The 21699-nt window shown below is 54.7% G+C and carries 20 protein-coding genes and 1 pseudogene; 11 read left to right on the top strand and 10 right to left on the bottom strand.

Going from position 1 to position 21699, the window contains the following annotated elements; genetic code table 11:
* The first annotated feature begins 64 nt into the window (after nucleotides 1–64).
* Together OGV94_RS20140 and OGV94_RS20135 are read left to right on the top strand one after the other, a co-directional pair.
* Entirely contained in the window at nucleotides 65–1426 is a 1362-nt protein-coding gene (locus OGV94_RS20140; RefSeq protein WP_003845612.1) for an MFS transporter, read from the top strand.
* A gap of 52 nt (nucleotides 1427–1478) precedes the next feature.
* On the top strand, nucleotides 1479–1994 hold the full coding sequence (locus OGV94_RS20135) for a GNAT family N-acetyltransferase (protein ID WP_172862665.1): 516 nt from the start codon (nucleotides 1479–1481) through the stop codon (nucleotides 1992–1994).
* A gap of 39 nt (nucleotides 1995–2033) precedes the next feature.
* Here the strand turns inward: OGV94_RS20135 and tsr are convergent, their stop codons facing one another.
* Nucleotides 2034–3695, bottom strand: coding sequence for a methyl-accepting chemotaxis protein (gene tsr, locus OGV94_RS20130; RefSeq protein ID WP_043018314.1), 1662 nt, complete (start codon nucleotides 3693–3695; stop codon nucleotides 2034–2036).
* A 490-nt stretch (nucleotides 3696–4185) separates the two neighbouring features.
* Between tsr and btsT the strand changes: the two genes are divergently transcribed.
* The 3 genes from btsT (at nucleotide 4186) to yjiA (ending at nucleotide 7614) form a co-directional block, all read left to right on the top strand.
* A complete protein-coding gene (btsT, locus tag OGV94_RS20125; RefSeq protein WP_075145247.1) occupies nucleotides 4186–6336 on the top strand; it encodes a pyruvate/proton symporter BtsT in 2151 nt (716 codons plus the stop codon).
* A 114-nt stretch (nucleotides 6337–6450) separates the two neighbouring features.
* Nucleotides 6451–6645, top strand: coding sequence for a YbdD/YjiX family protein (locus OGV94_RS20120; RefSeq protein ID WP_003830038.1), 195 nt, complete (start codon nucleotides 6451–6453; stop codon nucleotides 6643–6645).
* Nucleotides 6646–6657: 12 nt separating this feature from the next.
* Nucleotides 6658–7614, top strand: coding sequence for a GTPase (gene yjiA / locus OGV94_RS20115; RefSeq protein ID WP_043018312.1), 957 nt, complete (start codon nucleotides 6658–6660; stop codon nucleotides 7612–7614).
* Between the two features lie 112 nt (nucleotides 7615–7726).
* Here the strand turns inward: yjiA and OGV94_RS20110 are convergent, their stop codons facing one another.
* From OGV94_RS20110 to OGV94_RS20085, 6 genes are all read right to left on the bottom strand, one after another.
* Complete coding sequence (locus OGV94_RS20110; protein WP_199994962.1) at nucleotides 7727–8029, bottom strand: BrnA antitoxin family protein; 303 nt, start codon at nucleotides 8027–8029, stop codon at nucleotides 7727–7729.
* Complete coding sequence (locus tag OGV94_RS20105; RefSeq protein ID WP_043018310.1) at nucleotides 8016–8303, bottom strand: BrnT family toxin; 288 nt, start codon at nucleotides 8301–8303, stop codon at nucleotides 8016–8018. Before OGV94_RS20105 ends, OGV94_RS20110 begins: the two co-directional genes overlap by 14 nt.
* Nucleotides 8304–8456: 153 nt before the next feature.
* Complete coding sequence (locus OGV94_RS20100; RefSeq protein ID WP_286524227.1) at nucleotides 8457–9521, bottom strand: DUF2955 domain-containing protein; 1065 nt, start codon at nucleotides 9519–9521, stop codon at nucleotides 8457–8459.
* Nucleotides 9511–10578, bottom strand: coding sequence for an HlyD family secretion protein (locus OGV94_RS20095; protein ID WP_087052221.1), 1068 nt, complete (start codon nucleotides 10576–10578; stop codon nucleotides 9511–9513). The genes OGV94_RS20100 and OGV94_RS20095 overlap by 11 nt, the downstream gene beginning before the upstream one ends.
* A gap of 6 nt (nucleotides 10579–10584) precedes the next feature.
* A complete protein-coding gene (locus tag OGV94_RS20090) occupies nucleotides 10585–11049 on the bottom strand; it encodes a MarR family winged helix-turn-helix transcriptional regulator (RefSeq protein WP_043018307.1) in 465 nt (154 codons plus the stop codon).
* Between the two features lie 145 nt (nucleotides 11050–11194).
* Complete coding sequence (locus OGV94_RS20085; protein WP_080625765.1) at nucleotides 11195–11359, bottom strand: DUF1127 domain-containing protein; 165 nt, start codon at nucleotides 11357–11359, stop codon at nucleotides 11195–11197.
* Between the two features lie 177 nt (nucleotides 11360–11536).
* On the opposite strand from OGV94_RS20085, the gene OGV94_RS20080 reads away from it, so the two are divergent.
* Nucleotides 11537–12949, top strand: a complete 1413-nt coding sequence (locus tag OGV94_RS20080; protein ID WP_043018306.1) for an aminotransferase-like domain-containing protein — start codon at nucleotides 11537–11539, stop codon at nucleotides 12947–12949.
* Nucleotides 12950–13000: 51 nt separating this feature from the next.
* Here OGV94_RS20080 and OGV94_RS20075 read toward each other — a convergent pair.
* A pseudogene (locus tag OGV94_RS20075) lies at nucleotides 13001–13390 on the bottom strand (Rpn/YhgA-type helix-turn-helix domain-containing protein); the annotation flags it as partial.
* A 185-nt stretch (nucleotides 13391–13575) separates the two neighbouring features.
* Between OGV94_RS20075 and OGV94_RS20070 the strand changes: the two are divergent.
* From OGV94_RS20070 to mdtM, 3 genes are all read left to right on the top strand, one after another.
* Nucleotides 13576–14391: an AraC family transcriptional regulator gene (locus OGV94_RS20070; RefSeq protein WP_286524218.1), complete on the top strand. Its 816-nt coding sequence runs from the start codon at nucleotides 13576–13578 to the stop codon at nucleotides 14389–14391.
* Between the two features lie 48 nt (nucleotides 14392–14439).
* Entirely contained in the window at nucleotides 14440–15090 is a 651-nt protein-coding gene (locus OGV94_RS20065) for a LysE family translocator (protein ID WP_286518133.1), read from the top strand.
* Nucleotides 15091–15414: 324 nt separating this feature from the next.
* The gene (mdtM, locus tag OGV94_RS20060) at nucleotides 15415–16656 is read left to right on the top strand and encodes a multidrug efflux MFS transporter MdtM (protein WP_123915673.1); all 1242 of its coding nucleotides are present in this window, start codon (nucleotides 15415–15417) and stop codon (nucleotides 16654–16656) included.
* 80 nt (nucleotides 16657–16736) lie between these two features.
* Here mdtM and metC read toward each other — a convergent pair whose 3' ends face one another.
* Entirely contained in the window at nucleotides 16737–17927 is a 1191-nt protein-coding gene (gene metC, locus OGV94_RS20055) for a cystathionine beta-lyase (RefSeq protein WP_043018301.1), read from the bottom strand.
* A 30-nt stretch (nucleotides 17928–17957) separates the two neighbouring features.
* Nucleotides 17958–19190, bottom strand: a complete 1233-nt coding sequence (locus tag OGV94_RS20050) for a dicarboxylate/amino acid:cation symporter (protein ID WP_043018300.1) — start codon at nucleotides 19188–19190, stop codon at nucleotides 17958–17960.
* Between the two features lie 219 nt (nucleotides 19191–19409).
* Here OGV94_RS20050 and OGV94_RS20045 point away from each other — a divergent pair, with 219 nt between their 5' ends.
* On the top strand, nucleotides 19410–20336 hold the full coding sequence (locus tag OGV94_RS20045) for a LysR family transcriptional regulator (protein WP_003830068.1): 927 nt from the start codon (nucleotides 19410–19412) through the stop codon (nucleotides 20334–20336).
* A 75-nt stretch (nucleotides 20337–20411) separates the two neighbouring features.
* Nucleotides 20412–21692 (top strand): DUF445 domain-containing protein, encoded by a 1281-nt coding sequence (locus OGV94_RS20040; protein WP_043018299.1) that lies wholly within the window; start codon nucleotides 20412–20414, stop codon nucleotides 21690–21692.
* The last annotated feature ends 7 nt before the right edge of the window (nucleotides 21693–21699 follow it).

Raw genomic sequence — 21699 nt, 5'->3', positions numbered from 1 at the left:
TTTTTTCAATACTGCACAGCCCCGGCTGTGTGAAAAATAAATTATTGAGGTTCAGGAGTCCGGCGTGGAAAAAAATAATATTACCCTCGACCCGAGTTCTTCGTTTGGCACGTCGTCATCTGCGGATATTAATGTTCCGCCTGAGGGCATGGTGCAACGCAGTAGCCGAATAAAACGTATTCAGACCACAGCAATGATTTTATTATTTTTTGCTGCGGTGATTAATTACCTAGACCGCAGTTCATTATCGGTCGCCAACTTAACAATTCGGGAAGAACTGGGGCTGAGCGCCACGCAAATCGGCGTGCTGCTGTCGGTATTCTCTCTCGCTTACGGTATTGCGCAACTGCCCTGCGGCCCGCTGCTGGATCGCAAGGGGCCGCGCATTATGCTGGGACTGGGGATGTTCTTCTGGTCGCTGTTTCAGGCGATGTCCGGCATGGTGCACAGCTTCACACAGTTTGTGCTGGTGCGTATCGGGATGGGGATTGGCGAAGCGCCGATGAACCCGTGCGGCGTAAAGGTGATCAACGACTGGTTTAACATCAAAGAGCGTGGTCGCCCGATGGGGTTGTTTAACGCCGCCTCGACCATCGGGGTTGCCATTAGCCCGCCGATTCTGGCCGCCATGATGCTGGTAATGGGCTGGCGCTGGATGTTTATTACTATCGGCGTACTGGGTATTTTTCTCGCCATCGGCTGGTACATGCTGTATCGCAACCGCGAGCAAATTGAGTTGAGCGCCACGGAACAAGCGTACCTGAACGCCGGCAGCGTCAATGCCCGCCGCGATCCGCTGAGCTTTGCCGAATGGCGCAGCCTGTTTCGCAACCGTACTATGTGGGGCATGATGCTGGGCTTTAGCGGCATCAACTATACCGCATGGCTATACCTGGCCTGGCTGCCGGGCTACCTGCAGACCTCCTATAACCTGGATTTAAAAAGCACCGGCTTAATGGCGGCGATCCCGTTCTTGTTTGGCGCAGCCGGCATGCTGATTAACGGTTTTGTCACCGACTGGCTGGTAAAAGGCGGTATGGCGCCGATTAAGAGCCGCAAGATTTGTATTATCGCCGGGATGTTCTGCTCTGCAGCCTTCACCTTCGTCGTGCCGCAGGCCACAACGTCGATGGCCGCCGTGTTACTGATCGGTATGGCGCTGTTCTGTATCCACTTCGCCGGCACCTCGTGCTGGGGCCTGATCCACGTCGCCGTCGCCTCACGCATGACCGCTTCCGTGGGCAGTATCCAGAACTTTGCCAGTTTTATCTGCGCGTCGTTTGCGCCGATCGTCACCGGATTTATTGTTGATACCACCAACTCTTTCCGTCTGGCGCTGATCATCTGCGGCTGCGTCACCATGGTGGGCGCCCTCGCCTACATCTTCCTGGTTCGCCAACCCATCAGCGATCCGCGTAAAGATTAATCCTTCAGATGCCCGATAACACCGCGCTTATCGGGCATGTTATGCTCCTCGTATGAACATCACCTTGCGCGCGACTATTCTGGCAGACACTGCCGCTCTTCCCGCCATCGAACGATCTGCGGGGCAACGTTTTTTACTTATCCCCGAACTGGCGTGGATTGCTGACGACCAGATTATATCGGCTGCTCAGCATCGGGCATTTGCCGCCGCAGGCATGAGCTGGCTGGCGCTGGTCGATGCGCGTCCGGTCGGTTTTTTGGTTGCCGAAGCGCTGGGGTCATCGCTGTTTATTGCTGAACTTTCACTGCATCTGGAGTGGCAGGGAAAAGGAATTGGCCGCAGATTGCTTGACTATGTTGCCAAACAGGCGCGTGAGAAAGGATATACGTCGCTCACGCTAACCACCTTCCGCGGTGTGCCGTGGAATGCGCCATTGTACGCGCGACTGGGATTTGAAATGCTGGCTGACGAGACGCTTTCGCCGGAATTGCGCGAAAAAAGAGCTGAAGAAGCGGCGCACGGGCAGACGTACGAACTACGCTGCGCCATGCGCCTGATGTTGCGTTGATTGCCCGGTGGCGGCTACGCCTTATCCGGCATCACAGGTCTAGAACGTTTCCCAGTTATCCCCGGCATCCGTTACCGCAGCTTTACGCGGCTGGGCCGTTGAAACCGGTTTAGCGGCGGCAACGTCACGCGCGCGCTGTTGGTCATGCTGAATACGGAACACGGCAACGGCCTGGGTCAGACGGCTGGCCTGCTCTTCCAGCGCCGCAGCGGCGGCGGCGGATTCTTCCACCAACGAGGCGTTCTGCTGCGTCACGCGATCCATCTCAGCGACAGCCAGACCGACCTGGTCGATACCGCGGCTCTGTTCATCAGAAGCAGAGGCGATTTCACCCATGATATCGGTCACGCGGGTTACCGCATTGACGATCTCATCCATGGTTTCACCGGCGCTTTCAACCAGCGTTGAACCCACATCCACACGGCTGACCGAGTCTTCAATCAGGCTCTTAATCTCGCGCGCGGCCTGCGCACTACGCTGGGCCAGGTTACGAACTTCACCCGCAACCACCGCAAATCCACGGCCCTGCTCGCCCGCACGTGCAGCTTCTACCGCGGCGTTGAGTGCCAGAATATTAGTCTGGAAGGCAATGCCGTCGATAACGCTGATAATGTCGGCGATTTTCTGCGAACTGGAAGCGATGTCGCGCATGGTTTGCACAACATTATCCACCACTTTGCCGCCTTTCTGCGCGGTTTCAGAAGCGCTCAGCGCCAGATGGCTGGCCTGACGCGCGTTTTCGGCGTTCTGCTTCACGGTCGCCGTCAGTTGTTCCATGCTGGCCGCAGTTTCTTCCAGAGATGCGGCCTGCTGTTCGGTACGCGAGGAGAGATCGTTATTCCCCATCGCAATCTCGCTGGCCCCGCTGTAAATCGCGTTGGCACCGTTACGTACGTCACCCACGGTATTCATCAGCTCACCCTGCATGTGACGCAGGCTTTCCGCCAGTTGTCCAATCTCGTTGGAACCTTCCACCTCAATACGCTTCACCAAATCGCCGCTGGCGATATGACGAATGCTGTCGATCAGACGGTTCATTGGGGAGATAAGGGTCAGTTTGATACCAAACCACACCGCAATAATCGCCGCCAGTACGGTAATCAGCACGCAGATCAGCACCCACATCGCCTGGCTGTAAGAGCTGTTGTTATCTTCCACCGCGATGTCATACAGGCGATCGTTCTGCTGCATGTAACTCATGTACTGCTTCTCAAAGCCATCCTGATAGCTCTGCGTCGGTTGATCAAAGAACGCGTTGATCTTCCCGTCACCCAATAACTGGATCAGCTCCGCCAGCGCGCCGTGGTAGATGTCATAGGTGCGATTAATCTCCTGGAACGCGGCTTCGCTTTGGCGCGGATCGCGCGGGAGCGACTCGTAAATCGCCCAGTTTTTTTCCGTCAGCTTCAGCGCCGTGCTGGCTACCTGCATCAGTTCGGCAACGGTCGCGCCGCTGCCGATATTGCTCTGATCCATCATGTAGCGAATGCCCGCCCGGTTCAGGGTATTACGCGTTTGCAGCAGCTCAACCCAGGTGGCGTTCAGCGCAGACTGTTGCTGGCGAATGGTTTGCAGAACGGTAAAGTTCTCTTTGTCATTCTTAAGTGAGTTAAAAAACAAGCCGCCCGAGGCGAGCTGTAAAAGGCCAAACAGCGCCAATACCAGCAGTAAGCTGGTAACAATCTTCATTCGTTTTAACATGTTTTCTCTTTCCGCTAGACAGATGTCAGAATTTTCGGCCTGGAAAGGGAAAACTTTATGAAATTCGTGCTAGTTGAATCGATCTCAGCATCGACGATTCGTCGATCCCCACCGCCAGCCAAAGATCTAAATAGGTTTATTAGTGATCTCAATCACATAAATTTCCCCGCTCATCCCCACTACTTACCGCTCACTGACATTTGGGACCGCTTAAGCTGACATACAACCGTTCACTTATTTACCTTACTTTACGCGCGTAATTCTCTGGCAAGATCCCCCCAACATAGCAGTCAAATAACCTCCTCAAACACAAGATCAAACCCACGCGGCTTCGGCCAATTATTAATAGGTACCCTAGATAATTCGAGTTGTAAGAAGGCGGCAAATGAGGGAATCCTCAGGAGCTTACAAAAGTAAGTGACTGAGGTGAGCGAATGAAGTCAACGCACATACAACTTGAAGTATGACGGGTAAAAAACCAGGTTTTACTATGGATACGAAAAAGTTATTCAAGCACATACCCTGGGTGATTCTCGGAATCATCGGTGCATTCTGCCTCTCGGTAGTGGCATTACGTCGGGGTGAACACATCAGCGCCCTGTGGATCGTGGTCGCCTCAGTTTCTGTTTATTTGGTGGCCTATCGTTACTACAGCCTTTATATCGCCCAAAAGGTGATGAAACTTGACCCGACGCGTGCCACGCCGGCGGTCATCAACAATGACGGTCTGAACTACGTTCCAACCAACCGTAACGTATTGTTTGGTCACCACTTTGCCGCTATCGCAGGTGCGGGTCCGCTGGTTGGGCCGGTACTGGCTGCGCAGATGGGCTACCTGCCCGGTACGCTGTGGCTGCTGGCAGGCGTCGTGCTGGCCGGTGCGGTACAGGACTTCATGGTGCTGTTTATCTCTTCCCGCCGTAACGGCGCATCTCTGGGTGAGATGATCAAAGAAGAGATGGGCCCGATCCCAGGAACCATTGCGCTGTTCGGCTGCTTCTTAATCATGATCATCATCCTCGCGGTACTGGCGCTGATCGTGGTAAAAGCGCTGGCGGAAAGCCCGTGGGGTGTGTTCACCGTCTGCTCAACCGTACCTATCGCACTGTTCATGGGGATCTACATGCGATTCCTGCGTCCGGGGCGTGTGGGTGAAGTGTCGGTGATTGGTATTGTGCTGTTGGTAGCCTCAATCTACTTCGGCGGCGTGATTGCGCACGACCCGTACTGGGGCCCGGCGCTGACCTTTAAAGACACCACCATCACCTTTACCCTGATCGGTTACGCGTTTATCTCTGCGCTGCTGCCGGTATGGCTGATCCTCGCCCCGCGCGACTATCTGGCTACTTTCCTGAAAATCGGCGTTATCGTCGGTCTGGCGGTGGGGATTGTTATCCTCAACCCGGAACTGAAAATGCCGGCAATGACGCAGTACGTTGATGGTACTGGCCCACTGTGGAAAGGCGCTCTGTTCCCGTTCCTGTTCATCACCATCGCCTGTGGTGCGGTATCTGGCTTCCACGCGCTGATTGCTTCCGGTACCACGCCGAAGCTGCTGGCCTGTGAAACCGATGCGCGCTTTATCGGTTATGGTGCGATGCTGATGGAATCCTTCGTGGCGATTATGGCGCTGGTTGCTGCGTCTATCATCGAACCGGGTCTGTACTTCGCGATGAACACCCCGCCTGCGGGCCTTGGCATCACCATGCCGAACCTGCATGAAATGAGCGGCGAAAACGCCCCGCTGATTATGGCGCAGCTGAAAGATGTTACCGCACATGCGGCAGCGACCGTCAGCTCCTGGGGCTTCGTGATTTCGCCTGAGCAGATCCTGCAGACCGCGAAAGACATCGGTGAACCGTCCGTTCTGAACCGCGCAGGTGGCGCACCGACGCTGGCCGTGGGTATCGCTCACGTGTTCCACAAAGTGCTGCCGATGGCTGATATGGGCTTCTGGTATCACTTCGGTATTCTGTTTGAAGCGCTGTTCATCCTGACCGCACTGGATGCCGGTACCCGTTCTGGCCGCTTTATGCTGCAGGATTTACTGGGTAACTTCGTGCCGTTCCTGAAGAAAACCGATTCTCTGGTTGCGGGCATCATCGGTACTGCGGGCTGCGTCGGCCTGTGGGGTTATCTGCTGTATCAAGGCGTTGTTGACCCGCTGGGCGGCGTTAAGAGCCTGTGGCCGCTGTTCGGCATCTCTAACCAGATGCTGGCTGCCGTGGCGCTGGTTCTCGGCACCGTGGTGCTGGTTAAAATGCAGCGCACCAAATACATCTGGGTTACCGTGGTTCCGGCAGTATGGCTGCTTATCTGCACCACCTGGGCGCTGGGTCTGAAACTGTTCAGCACCAACCCGCAGATGGAAGGCTTCTTCTTCATGGCGAGTCAGTACAAAGAGAAGATTGCTAACGGCGGCGAACTGACCGCGCAGCAGATTGCCAACATGAACCACATCGTCATCAACAACTACACCAACGCAGGTCTGAGTATTCTGTTCCTGGTGGTGGTGTACAGCATCATTTTCTACGGGTTCCGTACCTGGCAGAAAGCCCGCGCCATCAACGGTCGCTCTGATAAAGAGACACCGTATGTACCGGTGCCGGAAGGCGGCGTGAAGACCTCTTCACACCACTAACCTGAAGCCGGGTGGCGAGCGCTTACCCGGCCAGGATCACTTAGTGCCGCAGTTAACGTAGGCCGGATCAGGCGCAAGCCGCCATCCGGCTTTATTCATTAACAGGACGATAGAATGTTTGGTACTTTAGGTCAGGCAAAAAAGTATCTCGGTCAGGCGGCGAAGATGCTGATTGGTATTCCGGACTACGACAACTACGTCGAGCACATGAAGACCAACCATCCCGATAAGCCGTACATGACCTACGAAGAATTCTTCCGCGAGCGCCAGGAAGCCCGCTACGGTAGCGGCGGAAGCAGTTGCTGTTAGAAGGAGAAGTGAATGACCCCGATTGCAGTTACCCTACTCACCGGTTTTCTTGGCGCGGGTAAAACCACCCTGCTGCGCCATATTCTCAACGAGCAGCACGGTTACAAGATTGCCGTTATCGAAAACGAATTCGGCGAAGTCTCGGTGGACGATCAACTGATTGGCGATCGCGCCACGCAGATCAAAACCCTGACCAACGGCTGCATTTGCTGTACCCGTTCCAGTGAGCTGGAAGACGCACTGTTAGATCTGCTCGACAACCTCGACAAAGGCACCATCAATTTCGACCGTCTGGTGATCGAGTGCACCGGCATGGCCGACCCCGGCCCGATTATTCAGACCTTTTTCTCCCATGAAGTGATTTGCGAACGCTACCTGCTGGACGGCGTAATTGCGCTGGTTGACGCGGTACATGCTGATGAACAGATGAACCAGTTCACCATCGCCCAGTCGCAGGTCGGCTATGCTGACCGCATCCTGCTGACCAAAACCGACGTCGCAGGTGTTAGCGAGAAACTGCGTGAGCGCCTGGCGCGCATCAATGCCCGCGCCCCGGTGTATACCGTCACGCATGGCGACATCGACCTCTCCCTGCTGTTCGACACCAACGGTTTTATGCTGGAAGAGAACGTGGTCAGCGCCAAACCGCGCTTCCACTTTATTGCCGACAAGCAAAACGATATCTCCTCGATCGTCGTCGAGCTGGATTACCCGGTCAACATCAGCGACGTGTCGCGAGTGATGGAAAACCTGCTGCTGGAATCCGCCGAGAAGCTACTGCGCTACAAAGGCATGCTGTGGATTGAAGGCGAGCCGAACCGACTGCTGTTCCAGGGCGTCCAGCGCCTGTACAGCGCCGACTGGGACCGCCCGTGGGGCGACGAACAACCACACAGCCTGCTGGTGTTTATCGGTATTAACCTGCCGGAAGATGAGATTAGAGCAGCGTTTGCGGGATTGAAGAAGTAATCTCCTGCTGAATTGCCCGGTGGCGCTACGCTTACCGGGCCTGGAAATTCCACCTTCCCATAGGCCGGATAAGGCGCAGCCGCCATCCGGTACTTACTGCCCCGGGATAAGACTATTTCTTGTTTTGCTCTCTCAACATAGCCGCGCGCAAAATAGCATTCAGCCGCGTCTGGTAACCCTTCCCGGGGCGCTTTAGCCACTCCATCACGTCAGCATCAATGCGCACCGATGCCTGCGTTTTCAACGGACGGAAAAACTTACCGCGATTAGCCTCTGACCACTGCTTATCTTCGGTCACGGGAATGTCGCTGTAATCAATATCATCATCCGGTTTATTCGCCAGCGCCTTCAGTTCAGCCTCATGCTGAGCACTCAGCGCGGATACGCTGCCGCGTTTATGTTTAACCATGCTCATAACGATTCCTCTCTTTACTGTCTGCCTTTCTGGCACTGATGATACGAATGACTTCAACGCCACTTTCAAACCTAACGCTATGGGCAACCAGAATGACCACCACACCATACATCATCCCTATGGTCTGCCACCGATACTCACCGTTCTCATAACGATCCTGTCTGGACAAATGCCGGGGATCGTCGAAAACCAATACTGCGTCCTCAAAGCGAACACCATGTTTACGGTAGTTACTTTGCGCCTTGTTTGCATCCCATTCAAACTCCATTGGCATGTATTTTATCCCTAATTGTATATACAAAAACGTATATACAATTATCTTACGATTATACCTGGATTGTTGGAAATAGCCTCACAATTTGACGACCAGGAATTGAATTTTGAAGGCCGGATAAGGCTTAGCCGCCATTCGGCACTGACTCCCCACTCACTCGATAATCACAAACCGCGTCGCGGCAAAGCAGTTCAACACCCGATGCACCAGAAATACCATGGTCAGCGTTGCCACCAGTGCGACGGTGACGGAGGTGATGCGGTACAGATCGCTGAACACCAGGTCCTGATCCGGGTGCAGGTTCTGGCCAAACATAATGCCGATGGTGGTGATACTGGCAAACCCCACGCCTGCGCCGACTTTTTCCATTACGTGCAGGCGGGCGCTGAATGCCAGCCCGAGGCCAATCAGCGGCATCATCAGCAACATATGGTTGCTGAAATCATAGATAAGCAACTGCACCAGCAGAATATACAGACAGGCCAGCACCACGCCGACCACGCGCCAGATCGAGCTGATCACCGCGCCGCGGTAGTGCATCGGAAACAGGATCAAAATGCCCGCCATCAGCGCCGACAGCGAATCACTCAAATCGCAGATCTGGAAGACCACAAAAATCATCGTCGCCACCGTACCGGAAAGCAGCGACTCGTGGCGAACCCGGGCGGCATCTTTTTCAATGCGCGGAGGCGGCTGGCGGGGTTCCACATCCGGGATCAGATAATGCAGCAGCGCGCTCAGCGCCACTGCCATGACGCAGGCTTCCATATTAGAGAACATCAGCGTATGCCAATTGGTGGTGGGATAGCTCATAAAGTTGAGCATCGTGCTCTGGCATACCACGCCCATCGAACCGAGCAGAAACAGCGGGCCTTTGCTCATAAAACGAAAGCGCATCACGTACAGACCGAACACCACCAGCGTCATCATCAGCGGCCACTGTGAGAGATAACCAACGATTAGCACCATTTCAACGCAGTTTACCGCCGCGCTGAACACAAACTGTGTTGCCACATGGCGGTTGAATACCGGCACCAGCGACAGCAGCATCAGCGGATAAACCACAAAAAATACGCCGTACTGCACGTTGTAGAAGGTCGAGATACTCAGCGCGATTGTCCCGGCCACGGAGATACGCAGGGTCTGGCGAAAATCATTGGCGGTATAGACAATATTCCCGTGCGGCGTAAAGACGTGGGCCAGCGTGTTAATAGACATAATGCAGCCAACTGACGAGGTGGATCTGCGCCCCGGCAAAGGTGCGGGCGAACATCCCCTCGCTGTTATACAGCTGTACCGTGGCGCGCGCCCCGGTCGGTAACGGCGTGTCGAGCGGTTCGTTCAGCGCGACGTGAATGCGCATACGCTGGGCATCGCGCACCCAGCGGGTAGACTGTTCCGGTTGCGACAACTGGCCGTTCACCTGCTCCTGGCCCGCCAGAATACCGGCATCGCTGCTGGTAACGCGGGCAGAGAAAACCTTGCCCGGCATGGCGTCGAACACCACGGCGGCATCGGTATTTACCCGAGTGTGGCGCAGGCTTTTCTCGCGAAAGTCGGCCACGATATCGGTCTGGTGGCTGACCAGCGCCAGTAGCGGCGTGGCGGCGGTGGCGTAAAGTCCGGGGCTAAGCTGGAGATTGCTCACCGTACCGTCTGTCTGGGCATACACTTTGCTCCAGCCGAGGTTCAACTGCGCCTCTTCCAGCGCGTTACGGTATTTTTGCAGCGTCACGTTACGCTTGTCATCGCGCTCGCCGCGCTGGATCAGCAGGTTCTGAATACTGGCATTGAGCGCCGCCACCGACTGCTCGCTGGTCTGCCAGGCGGTACGCACCTTGTCGAGATCGGATTGCGACACGTTCTGCATGGCACCCAGGCGCTGATAGCGATCAAGGGTGGTCTTATCGTTATGGGCGTTGAATTGCGCGGTGCGCAGGTTGGCGCGCGCGGAAGCTATCTGCGCATCCAGCTGTTGGTTGCTCAGCTTCGCCTGCTCAAGGGCGATTTGCGCAGCCTCGACCTTATTGATAAACGGCGTCGGATCCAGTTCGTACAGCAAATCGCCCTTCTTCACCTGGCTATTATTGTGTACATGCACCTGCGAGACGTAGCCGGAAACGCGTGAGGAAACAGGCGTTACCACGCGCATCACCGTGGAGTCCGGCGTCAGCGGGATCCAGATATCGGCAACGATAAACCAGGCGAATATTACCAGGAAAGCGGCAATACTCACCCTTACCCAACGGGCAAATTTTTGTTCTGGGGTCATCATAGTTTTTTAGTGTTGATTGTCTTCTTCGCGGATTGTCCGCAAATTGCAGGCGAGTTGATTTAAGGTTGCGCTGAAGGAGGCAAGCTCCGCTTCAGGAATGGTGCAGGTGACGCGATGTTGGTATGTCTCAATCACCCGGTTAAGTTCTTCAAGCCTTAAGCGGCCTTGCGCGGTTAGCGTTAGCAGGCGGATGCGTTTGTCATAAGGCGATGTGGAACGCAGCAGATACCCCTGCTTTTCCAGCTGTGAGAGGGTGCGCATCAGCGGAGGCAATTCAATGCCCTGCATTTGTGCCAGTTCGCTGACCGAGACGTTGTCTCCCAGTTGATACAGCTGCATCAGTACCGTCCAGCTGGACTGCGTCAGGCCAGTATCGGTGATGGCAGCATCAATAATGGCCCGCCACTGGCGCACCACCATTGCCATGCGCATTCCCATTGGTCGGCGGGCAAACAGTTCATCTTCAGTCATCTTACTTTCCCCTCATCGCTGAAAAGAAAATAATACTTATCAGGATAAGTATCAAGGAACAGGCTATCCAGAAGCATGAATTGATAAATACGGTGAATATGAAAAGGCCGGGAGATAACCCCCAGCCTCTGTCGATAAAAGAAAATCACTCCACCTGATCGCGTCGTAGCCCGACATCCCGCAGCCGCTCATCACTCATCTGTTGCAATACGCGCCGCGTTTGCGCCCGCAGCCGCCACGCCTTGTATGCCCGCCAGATCAATACCAACCCAATAAACGGCTGTTTTGCTTTATTCTCGTGAAATTCCATACCTTGCCTCCCCGCCTTGCCAGAGGCTTTATCTTCACGGATTTAGCCCAAAACAATACAGACTCACAAAGTACTTTTATTTAACATACAGATTGGTTAAAAAGAGTTCTGCATCGCTTTTTACACGCTAATCTGTACTGGTTTTTTAATCTGTATGGTACCCATGAGGGATACAGCATGACGCGTTACCAACATCTGGCCAATTTGCTGGCCGAACGCATTGAGCACGGGCTGTATCGCCATGGCGAAAAACTGCCCTCGGTTCGCAGCCTGAGCCAGGAGCACGGGGTGAGCATCAGCACCGTCCAGCAGGCGTATCAGACGCTGGAACAGCGCCAGCTGATCACACCGCAGCCGCGTTCCGGTTATTTTGTCGCGCCACAAAAAGCGCAGCCGCCCGTGCCGCCGATGTCGCGCCCGGTGCAGCGTCCGGTCGAAATAACGCAATGGGATCAGGTGCTGGATATGCTAAAGGGCAACGCGGACAAATCGATAATCCCGTTTAGCAGCGGCGTGCCCGACATTGATCAACCCAGCCTGAAGCCGCTGTGGCGTGAACTCAGCCGCGTGGCGCAGCACAACCTGCGCGCGATACTGGGCTACGATGAAATCTCCGGATGCCGTGAACTACGTCAGCAGATTGCGCGACTGATGCTGGATGGCGGTTCGGTGGTCAATGCAGATGATATTGTGATCACCAGCGGCAGTCAGAGCGGAATGTCGCTGGCGCTGCTGACGGTCTGCCAGCCCGGAGACATTGTCGCCGTTGAATCGCCTGCCTATTACGGCACGATGCAGCTGCTGCGTGGCCTTGGGATCAAGGTGATTGAGATCCCAACCGATCCGGATACCGGGATCAGCATTGAAGCGCTGGAGCTGGCGCTGGATCAGTGGCCGATCAAAGGTGTGCTGCTGGTTCCCAACTGCAACAACCCTCTCGGATTCATTATGCCGGATGCGCGTAAGCGGGCAGTGCTCGCCCTCGCCCAGCGCCACGACATCGTTATTTTTGAAGACGATGTGTATGGCGAGCTGGCAACGGAGTACCCACGCCCGCGCACGATCCACTCCTGGGACAGCGACGGTCGGGTAATACTCTGCAGTTCGTTTACCAAATCCGTCGCCCCCGGACTGCGCGTGGGTTGGGTGGTGCCCGGTCGCTATTACAACAAGCTGCTGCACATGAAGTACGCCGTCATTGGCACTAACGTTCCTGCCACGCAACTGGCAGCGGCTTCCTTTGTGCGCGAAGGTCATTATCATCGGCATATCCGGCGTATGCGCCAGATTTATCAGCGCAATATGGAAATCTATACCTGCTGGGTACGGGAATACTTCCCCTGCGGGATCTGCGTCACCCGCCCGAAAGGCGGCTTTATGCTGTGGGTCGAACTGCCGCTCCAGGTCGATATGGTCTGCGTCGCTAAGCAGCTCTGTCGCCTGAAAATCCAGGTCGCGCCGGGTTCGCTGTTCTCCGCATCCGGAAAGTATCGCAACTGCGTGCGCATCAATTGTGCATTGCCGCCAAACGAGAAGCATCGGGAAGTGATGCAAAAGCTCGGCGAGGCGGTAAAAACGGCGATAGAGTAAACCGAAGCGCCCGGTGCTTCCGGGCAGGCGATTAGGCGGTTTAAGTCATATCTAATGGCTTAAGCCCTGAATATCTTCAGCGGATAGCCGGGTAATTTTTTGTACCGTGCTGATATCAATGCCATCTGCCAGCATGGTGCGGGCAATACGCAGCGCCTCATCATGTCGCCCCTTTATCAGCCCTTCTTGTTTGCCTTCCTGTTTACCTTCCTGCTTGCCTTCAAGCCATCCTTTTTGAAATCCGGCCTCATGCAATCTGTCCGCAATCGTCATCAAATGCTCCTTATGTTGCGGTGAACGTTCGGCAACCCCACGAATAAACTCACTGAATCGAGGTGCATCGCCAGTTCGTAAAATATAATTAAACAGCGTCTTTATCTGGCTGTCATTAGTCAGTCCAGTAAGTAGCAGGGAAACAATTTGTTCAACCAATCCCATAAGAAAACCACATCCTCATCTGCAACTTTATCTCTTTGCGAGGCGATTTCCGGGATAAATACGTCCTTATGTAAAATCTGCATTTGTCTGGAACGCGTCCCGCAGAATCGCAACGCCAATGCACATTCCCACTTTTTCACCACTCGGCCTGTGCTATAACAAATCATCACTTTCATGGAGGACACGGTGTGATGCATACCCGGGATATTCCACAATCGTTCTGGCGTGATGAGCAGTTGCCGTGGCTGGAGCTGCGCAGCACCTGGCAAAGCCAGCAGGCCTATAAGCGTCATCACCACTCTCAGCTCTCGATTGGGGCAATTCTCGAGGGGGAAACGTGCTGTCTGTGCGATGGCGAAGAATACCATCTGCAGGTGGGCGATCTGATTGTGATCCCGCCGCTGGTGCCTCACAGCTGTAATCCCGTCAACGGGCAGTTTCGCAGCTACCACATGCTTTACCTTGATGCCCGGTGGTGTCTGGCTAATCTGGCTGTGCAGAACAACAGTCAACTGCTTTGCACGCGTGCTCCCGTTATCCGCGATGCGCAAATATTCCAGCGTTATATGCACCTTGTAGCACTCGTGCCGCAACGGCAAACGACGCTAATAACAGATGCCGCGCGAAGATTGCTGCACTCGCTGCCGTTGCAGTCGGTAACACCAGATAACCTAAGCGCCACCAGCCAGTATCTGCGCGAGCGCTTGCAGTCCAGCCTGCTCACTCCGCCCTCACTCGATGAGCTGGCACATGAGTGTCACATGCGTAAAGAGACGCTGATCCGTACTTTTAAGCAGGACACTGGGCTGACGCCGGGAAGTTATCTGAACATCCTGCGAATTGACTATGCCCGCCAGCGTCTGCGGGCTGGAGACGAGATTGCCGATGTCGGCTACCAGAGCGGGTTTGCCGACCAGAGCCATTTCCATCGCACTTTTGTTCGCTACACCGCCGCCACACCGCGCCAGTACGCGTTGGGACGATCAATATCAGACAATAATTAGCGCTGCGCCAGACGTACGGTGATCTCAGATTCATTCTCTGAGGTCGCTATGTCGTTGCTTACTGAACTTTTTCCTTCTGCTTTCCCCGCGCTGGCGCTGGGGCATTTTGTCGCATTGCTCAGCCCCGGACCGGACTTCTTTTTACTGGTCGGTTATGCCGTACGTTACCGGATGCGCGGCAGCGCCGGGCTGTGCGTGGGGATCGCTTTCGGCAACGGGCTGTATATCCTGCTGGCGATTATCGGTTGGGGGATCCTGCGCCAGCTTCCCCTGTTGTTTACGGTTATTGAACTGCTGGGCGCGCTCTATTTGTTGTGGATTGGCAGCCTGCTGATACGCAGCCGCCCGCAAACGCTGACCGGAGCGGACGCCCGGTCTACCTGTCCGGGATTTGGCAAACAACTGCTGCTGGGATTGGGTTCATCACTGCTCAATCCAAAAAATGCACTGTTTTATCTGGCGCTGATGACCGCCCTGCTCGGCCCGTCGGTGACGCTGCTGCAACAAACCATGAGCGGGATCTGGATGACCAGCGTGGTCCTGTTTTGGGATCTGCTGATCGTGATGTTCATCGGTTTGCCGCAGATCCAGCGACGGTTAACCAGAGGGATATTGTGGGTAGAGCGTATCGCTGGGGGGGTATTGATTATCTTCGGTTGTGCCATCGCGCTGCGGTTTTTGCAGAGCATCGTAGTCTGATTTGCGCGGCGATTTTCTGCAAATAAACCGGATAAACTCGTTTAATTAATATCCAATCCGCATTACACTGCGGATGGTTATTACCCGTTCAACTTACTCTTCCTGAGGTGCGATGTGCTGATTGTTACCTGTAATCGTTACGTTTTCTGACCCCGCGTCAGTGAACGTATCTTCTGTTTGCGCTTCGCGCAGGCAGCGTTTTTGATTACATGAAATTCAGTACATTTGCAGTCTGCTTTATTCTGTCATCGGTCTGATGTCTCAAAGACGGTATTGAATTTCGCTATTCCCGTTGAGGGTTTTCTCCCGACAAGGAGCTGTTTTATGCAACGGATTCTCGCGTTTTTCTCCCAACGCGCCACAACGCTATTTTTTCCTGTCGCGTTGATTTTATATGACTTCGCCGCCTATCTGTCCACGGACCTGATCCAGCCCGGCATCATCAATGTGGTGCGTGATTTCAACGCCGACGTCAGCCTGGCGCCCGCTGCAGTGAGCCTTTATCTGGCGGGCGGCATGGCGCTGCAATGGCTGCTGGGGCCGCTTTCCGACCGGATTGGCCGTCGACCGGTGCTGATTGCGGGGGCGTTAATCTTTACGCTCGCCTGCGCTGCCACACTGTTCACCACCTCAATGACGCAATTTCTGGTCGCCCGATTTGTGCAGGGCACCAGCATCTGCTTTATCGCGACCGTTGGCTACGTCACGGTACAGGAGGCGTTTGGGCAAACGAAGGCCATTAAGTTGATGGCGATAATCACTTCCATAGTGCTGGTGGCGCCGGTCATTGGCCCGCTCTCCGGGGCTGCGCTGATGCACTTTGTACACTGGAAGATCCTGTTTGCCATCATTGCCGCCATGGGGCTTATCGCCTTGATTGGATTAGCGTTAGCCATGCCGGAAACCGTCCAGCGCGGCGCAGTGCCGTTCAGTGCGCGCGGCGTACTGCGTGATTTCCGTGACGTTTTCCGTAATCGGGTGTTCCTGTCTGGCGCAGCCACGCTGTCGTTAAGCTATATCCCGATGATGAGCTGGGTGGCGGTCTCGCCGGTTATTCTGATCGACGCAGGCGGTATGAGCACAACGGAGTTTGCCTGGGCCCAGGCGCCGGTATTTGGCGCGGTGATCGTCGCCAATATGGTGGTTGTTCGTTTTGTGAAGGATCCGACCCGGCCACACTTTATCTGGCGAGCGGTCCCCATTCAACTGAGCGGGCTGGCGGTGCTGATTGCCGGCAATTTATTGTGGCCGCACGTCTGGCTGTGGTCGGTGCTGGGAACCAGCCTGTATGCCTTTGGCATTGGAATGATTTTCCCCACGCTGTTCCGCTTTACGCTGTTTTCCAACAACTTACCGAAGGGTACGGTTTCGGCGTCGTTGAATATGGTGATCCTGACGGTAATGGCGGTTTCTGTCGAAATCGGACGCTGGCTGTGGTTTAACGGCGGCAGGATTTCATTTCATCTGCTGGCGGTTGTGGCGGGGATTGCTGTCGTGTTCACGCTGGCAGGTTTGCTCAAACGGGTTCGCCAGCATGAGGTAACCACGTTAGCCACTGAAAACTAACCTGCCCGCTTATCCGGCCTGCAGAGTTGTAGTAGGCCGGATAAGGCGCTTGCGCCGCATCCGGCTACGATCACGTCACCTTACGCAATGCGGGCAAATCCCGCGTCCAGATCGGCAATCAGGTCGTCGATATCCTCGAGGCCAATATGCACCCTGACCAGCGTACCGCTGAAATCCACCTCTCCTGCCGGGCGAATGCTGTTTAGCTCTTCCGGCTGATTAGCCAGAATGAGCGACTCAAATCCGCCCCACGAATAGGCCATATGGAACAGCGAGAAGTTATCGAGGAAATTCGCCATCTGTTCGTCGGTCAGTCTCTTTTTCAGCACAAACGAGAACAGGCCTGAGCTTCCGGTAAAGTCACGCTGAAAATACTCATGGCCCGGACATTCCGGTAATGCCGGATGATTCACCCGCGCCACTTCCGGCCTTGCCGACAGCCAGCGGGCAATATGGATGCTGCTCTCCTGATGCTGCTTAAGACGTACCGCCAGGGTGCGCAATCCGCGGCTGCCGTTGTAGGCCGTATCGGCGTCCAGCGTTTGCCCCATCAAATAGGAGTTTTCGCGCAGGCGATCCCAACACCGGGCGTTCGACACCGCCGTGCCCAGCATGCCGTCCGAATGACCGATGGTGTACTTCGTTCCCGCCTGAATGGAAATATCCACGCCATAATCCAGTGCTTTAAACAGCACGCCTGCCGCCCAGGTGTTATCGATCATAATGACAATCTCTGGATTCACCGCGCGGATAGCCTTCACCATCCCCGGCACATCCTGAACTTCCATAGTGACCGAACTCGGCGACTCGAGGAATACAACCTTCGTTTCCGGACGCAGAAGATCGACGATCCCAGCGCCAATCAGCGGATCGTAATACGTGGTTTCCACGTTGAATTTACTCAAGATCTTATTGCAAAAATCCTGAGTTGGCTCGTAGGCCGCGCCCGTCATCAGAATATGATCGCCACCCTGAACAAACGCCAGAATCGCGTTGGTCACCGCCGCAGCGCCGCACGGGTACAGCGCGCAGCCAACGCCGCCTTCCAGCTCGCTCATTGCCTTCTGAAAGGCAAAGTGGGTGTAGGTTCCGCGACGACCGTAAAACAGCTCGCCGTTCGCGCGATTGGCGGTGGCAAATTTCTTGTCCTTCACGGTATCAAATACCAGTGAAGAGGCGCGTTGGATAACCGGATTCACCGCTCCCTGGGTGTAGCGTTTGTCACGACCAGCAACAACCAGGTGCGTTTCAAGCTTCATTGCGTCTTTCATAACATCTCCTGTTCTTAATCCGTGTGAAACCTATACCACCGCAGCAGTAGAGTTTATTTCAGTGTTGGTCTGCTTTTTTCCAGCGAACCGTTCGACAATCTGCGCCGCATTCAAATCATGGATAACGTTGATCAGTGTGGCCGGCGCATCGGTAATCGTGCCCAGCACCACCAGCATCGGGATCGCTTCCATCGGCAGGCCGAGCGTGGTGACGATAAAGATTTCACCGAGGAATGCCCCGCCCGGTACGCCGCCGACAATAATGGCGGAGAGCACCGCGATCAGCATCGTCAGGAAGAAGGTCTCGGTGGTGAACTCCATGCCCAGCACGGAATAGATAAAGACAATTTTTAGCGCGGCAATCATCGCCACGCCGCCTTTATTCAGGTTCACCAGCAGCGGAATGGAGACATCAACGATTTCCGGGTTAATCCCCATCGCCTTACCGGCACGCAGCGTTACCGGCAGCGTCCCCAGCGAAGAGCAGGTCCCCAGCGCAGTGGCAGACGGCTCAATCGCATTACGCCAGAAGGCTCTGACCGCCGGAATACCGCCGCCAATATACGAATAAAGAATTGAGCCAAAAACAAAATAGACCAGCGTGGCGACCATAAACAGGCCGATAGCACGGGCAAAGGTTAACAGCAGCGCCGAGTCCTGACTGGCCATGGTGGCGGCGAAGTAGCAGCCCAGACCAATTGGCGCAACCTTCATGATGATCGACACGATCTTCATGATCACGGTATTGGCATCTTCCAGCAGCGACGCAATGCGTTTACCGGCCTGATCCGACTGGCCAATCGCCACACCGGCGATGATTGCCATCACGATCAGCGCCAGAATATTGGACTTAGAAAACAGTCCGATAAAGTCGCTGGTGGTGATCATACTGACAAAATCCATCTTGCCGCTGCCCGCCTGCACAGACTGCGAGAGATCGATAGTGACGCCCTGCGCCGGGTTATACCATAGCGCCAGCGCGACGATCCCGGCGGCCGGAATAAAGGCCATGGCGATCGAAACAATAAAGATTATCGCCATAATGCGCCCTAACCTTTTCAGGTCGGTCATACTGGCGATCGAAGACATGACGCTGATCCCCACCAGCGGCACAATAATCATAAATAACAGGTTTAAGAATATCTGACCTATTGGCTGGAGTTTACTTGCAAACGATGGGGCATAAATACCTAATAAGCCGCCAATCACCAGAGCAACTAATAAAATAATCGACGATCTGTAGGGTTCGAGTCGTGACCACATAATCGGTACCTTTAGAATAATAATTAATGAGATTAAATTCACAATGTGATGAGTTTCCGTTTCGCCTCCTTTTATTTTGTGACGTAACTCACCTAAGTTGTTATTTTTTCATTTTGCCAGCAAGTTGTTTCCTGTGATTCAATAGTTGCATGTTTAAAAGGCGAATGTAACGGCCTATTCGTACCGTTTTTGCAAATCACTTGTGAATTAAAGGAAACTATGAGTACGCCGATTTCACTCAAGCATCTGGAATTTTTTACTAAAATCGTCGACTGCGGAGGATTGTCAGAAGCCGCGGCGCAGCTCAATGTATCGCCGTCTGCGGTCAGCAAAAGCCTGGCCGCGATGGAAGACACGCTGGGCACGACATTAATTAAACGCACGACCCGCAGTATTACCCTGACCGACGCCGGGCAATATCTCTTCAACCGCGCTAATAAGCTTTTGAAAGAATTCGATGAAACGCTGAATACCACTTCCGGTTATTACCACAGCCCGCAGGGTGAATTACGCATAACCTGCTCAATTGCGTTTGGTTATTCCCGACTGGTGAACCTGGTGGATAAATATCGCTCCCAGTTTCCGGATGTGAATCTGTATATCGATCTCAACGATAACTTCGTGAATCTGAACGAAACGGATTTCGACATCGCCCTGCGCATCTCCACCGCACCGCCGCAGAACTATGCGATGCGCAAGCTGGTGCCAGTCCGTTGGGCGTACTGCGCTTCACCCGGCTACCTTGCCAAAAAAGGCATGCCCCAGCGCCGAAGCGACCTGGTCAACCATGATTGTCTGGTTTACCCAGGCCTCACGCCGGTGCTGAAGGTGGCGGATGAACAGGATCGCCTGCACCAGTTAAAACTGCATATGCCAATCCAGGCCAACAGCAGCCTGGTATTACTGAAGTCGGTGTTAGAAGATCAGGGAGTGGCGTATTTGCCCACCTATCTGATTGGCGATCATATTCAAAAAGAAGAGATAACGCCGCTGATGCTCGACGGCACCATCACCTGTGAAACTCACGCCCTGTATGCGCTGTACTTTCCCAGCAAGTACAGCAATCCGAAGGTGCGATCGTTTATCGATTTTCTGGTGGCGGAACTCGGCCCCTTGCCCGCCTGGGACAACTGGATCCCGGAGTAAGCTTTACCCATCTGAAAATGGGAGGCGCTCCACATTTTTTGCGCGATCCCCCCGTCTGGCTCTATCCTTAAGCCTATGAATAAAATTGCTGAACTCAAACGCGCCAAGCGGCTGGCGCTTTCATTGCTGCTGATTGCCGCCGCGACCTTCGTCATCACGCTGTTTCTGCCGCCTAACTTCTGGGTGCTGGGGATCAAAGCGATCGCCGAAGCGGCGATGGTCGGCGCGCTGGCGGACTGGTTTGCCGTGGTGGCGCTTTTTCGTCGGGTGCCGATCCCATTTATCTCGCAACATACGGCTATTATCCCGCGTAATAAGGACAGGATCGGCGAAAATCTCGGGCAATTTGTGCAGGAAAAATTTCTCGACACCCAGTCGCTGGTCGCGTTGATCCGCCGCCATGAACCGGCGCTGTTGATCGGCAACTGGTTCAGCCAGCCGGAAAACGCCCAGCGCATCGGCCAGCATCTGCTGCAAATTATGAGCGGTTTTCTCGAACTGACCGACGACTCGCGCATTCAGAGGCTGATCAAGCGGGCGGTACACAAGGCCATCGACAAGGTCGATCTCTCCGGTACCAGCGCGCTGATGCTGGAAAGCATGACTAAAAACAATCGCCATCAGGTGCTGCTCGACACGCTGATCGCCCAACTGATCGCCCTGCTCCAGCGCGACAGCTCGCGGGCGTTTATCGCCAGACAGGTCGTGCACTGGCTGGAAACCGAACATCCGCTGAAAGCGAAGATCCTGCCGACCGAATGGCTGGGCGAGCACAGCGCCGAACTGGTGTCTGATGCCGTTAACTCCTTGCTGGATGACATCAGCCACGATCGTGCGCATCAGATCCGCCACGCCTTCGATCGCGCTACGTTTAAGCTCATCGATAAGCTCAAACACGATCCGGAGATGGCCGTGCGGGCCGAAAGCATGAAAAGCTATCTGAAGGAAGACGAAGCCTTCAACCGTTATCTTGGCGAACTGTGGGCAGACCTGCGCCAGTGGGTGAAAACCGACATAAACGCCGATGATTCCCGCGTGAAGCAGCGCATTGCCAGCGCCGGGCAGTGGTTCGGCGAAACGCTGGTTGCCGACAGCGCTCTGCGCGCCTCACTGAATGGGCATCTGGAGCAGGCCGCGCATAAAGTGGCGCCGGAGTTCGCCACTTTCCTGACGCGCCATATCAGCGACACGGTGAAAAGTTGGGATGCGCGCGATATGTCGCAGCAAATTGAGCTGAACATCGGTAAAGATTTGCAGTTTATCCGCGTCAACGGCACGCTGGTCGGCGGTTCTATTGGGCTGGTTTTATATCTGTTGTCGCAAATACCTTCCCTGCTGACGCTGGTGAATTTTTAAGGAGAAA

The sequence above is a fragment of the Citrobacter sp. Ce006 genome, assembly GCF_030336535.1.
In the GTDB taxonomy this organism is placed as follows: Bacteria; Pseudomonadota; Gammaproteobacteria; order Enterobacterales; family Enterobacteriaceae; genus Citrobacter; species Citrobacter europaeus.
Note: the sequence above shows the minus strand (reverse complement) of the source record. Positions and strands in the feature narration are given on the sequence as shown.

What these genes read in the sequence shown, in the direction of transcription:
- OGV94_RS20135 (WP_172862665.1), top strand. Translation starts at nt 1,479, where the DNA reads ATGAACATCACCTTGCGCGCGACTATTCTGGCAGACACTGCCGCTCTT.
- tsr (WP_043018314.1), bottom strand. Translation starts at nt 3,695, where the DNA reads ATGTTAAAACGAATGAAGATTGTTACCAGCTTACTGCTGGTATTGGCG.
- btsT (WP_075145247.1), top strand. Translation starts at nt 4,186, where the DNA reads ATGGATACGAAAAAGTTATTCAAGCACATACCCTGGGTGATTCTCGGA.
- OGV94_RS20120 (WP_003830038.1), top strand. Translation starts at nt 6,451, where the DNA reads ATGTTTGGTACTTTAGGTCAGGCAAAAAAGTATCTCGGTCAGGCGGCG.
- yjiA (WP_043018312.1), top strand. Translation starts at nt 6,658, where the DNA reads ATGACCCCGATTGCAGTTACCCTACTCACCGGTTTTCTTGGCGCGGGT.
- OGV94_RS20110 (WP_199994962.1), bottom strand. Translation starts at nt 8,029, where the DNA reads ATGAGCATGGTTAAACATAAACGCGGCAGCGTATCCGCGCTGAGTGCT.
- OGV94_RS20105 (WP_043018310.1), bottom strand. Translation starts at nt 8,303, where the DNA reads ATGCCAATGGAGTTTGAATGGGATGCAAACAAGGCGCAAAGTAACTAC.
- OGV94_RS20100 (WP_286524227.1), bottom strand. Translation starts at nt 9,521, where the DNA reads ATGTCTATTAACACGCTGGCCCACGTCTTTACGCCGCACGGGAATATT.
- OGV94_RS20095 (WP_087052221.1), bottom strand. Translation starts at nt 10,578, where the DNA reads ATGATGACCCCAGAACAAAAATTTGCCCGTTGGGTAAGGGTGAGTATT.
- OGV94_RS20090 (WP_043018307.1), bottom strand. Translation starts at nt 11,049, where the DNA reads ATGACTGAAGATGAACTGTTTGCCCGCCGACCAATGGGAATGCGCATG.
- OGV94_RS20085 (WP_080625765.1), bottom strand. Translation starts at nt 11,359, where the DNA reads ATGGAATTTCACGAGAATAAAGCAAAACAGCCGTTTATTGGGTTGGTA.
- OGV94_RS20080 (WP_043018306.1), top strand. Translation starts at nt 11,537, where the DNA reads ATGACGCGTTACCAACATCTGGCCAATTTGCTGGCCGAACGCATTGAG.
- OGV94_RS20065 (WP_286518133.1), top strand. Translation starts at nt 14,440, where the DNA reads ATGTCGTTGCTTACTGAACTTTTTCCTTCTGCTTTCCCCGCGCTGGCG.
- mdtM (WP_123915673.1), top strand. Translation starts at nt 15,415, where the DNA reads ATGCAACGGATTCTCGCGTTTTTCTCCCAACGCGCCACAACGCTATTT.
- metC (WP_043018301.1), bottom strand. Translation starts at nt 17,927, where the DNA reads ATGAAAGACGCAATGAAGCTTGAAACGCACCTGGTTGTTGCTGGTCGT.
- OGV94_RS20050 (WP_043018300.1), bottom strand. Translation starts at nt 19,190, where the DNA reads ATGTGGTCACGACTCGAACCCTACAGATCGTCGATTATTTTATTAGTT.
- OGV94_RS20045 (WP_003830068.1), top strand. Translation starts at nt 19,410, where the DNA reads ATGAGTACGCCGATTTCACTCAAGCATCTGGAATTTTTTACTAAAATC.
- OGV94_RS20040 (WP_043018299.1), top strand. Translation starts at nt 20,412, where the DNA reads ATGAATAAAATTGCTGAACTCAAACGCGCCAAGCGGCTGGCGCTTTCA.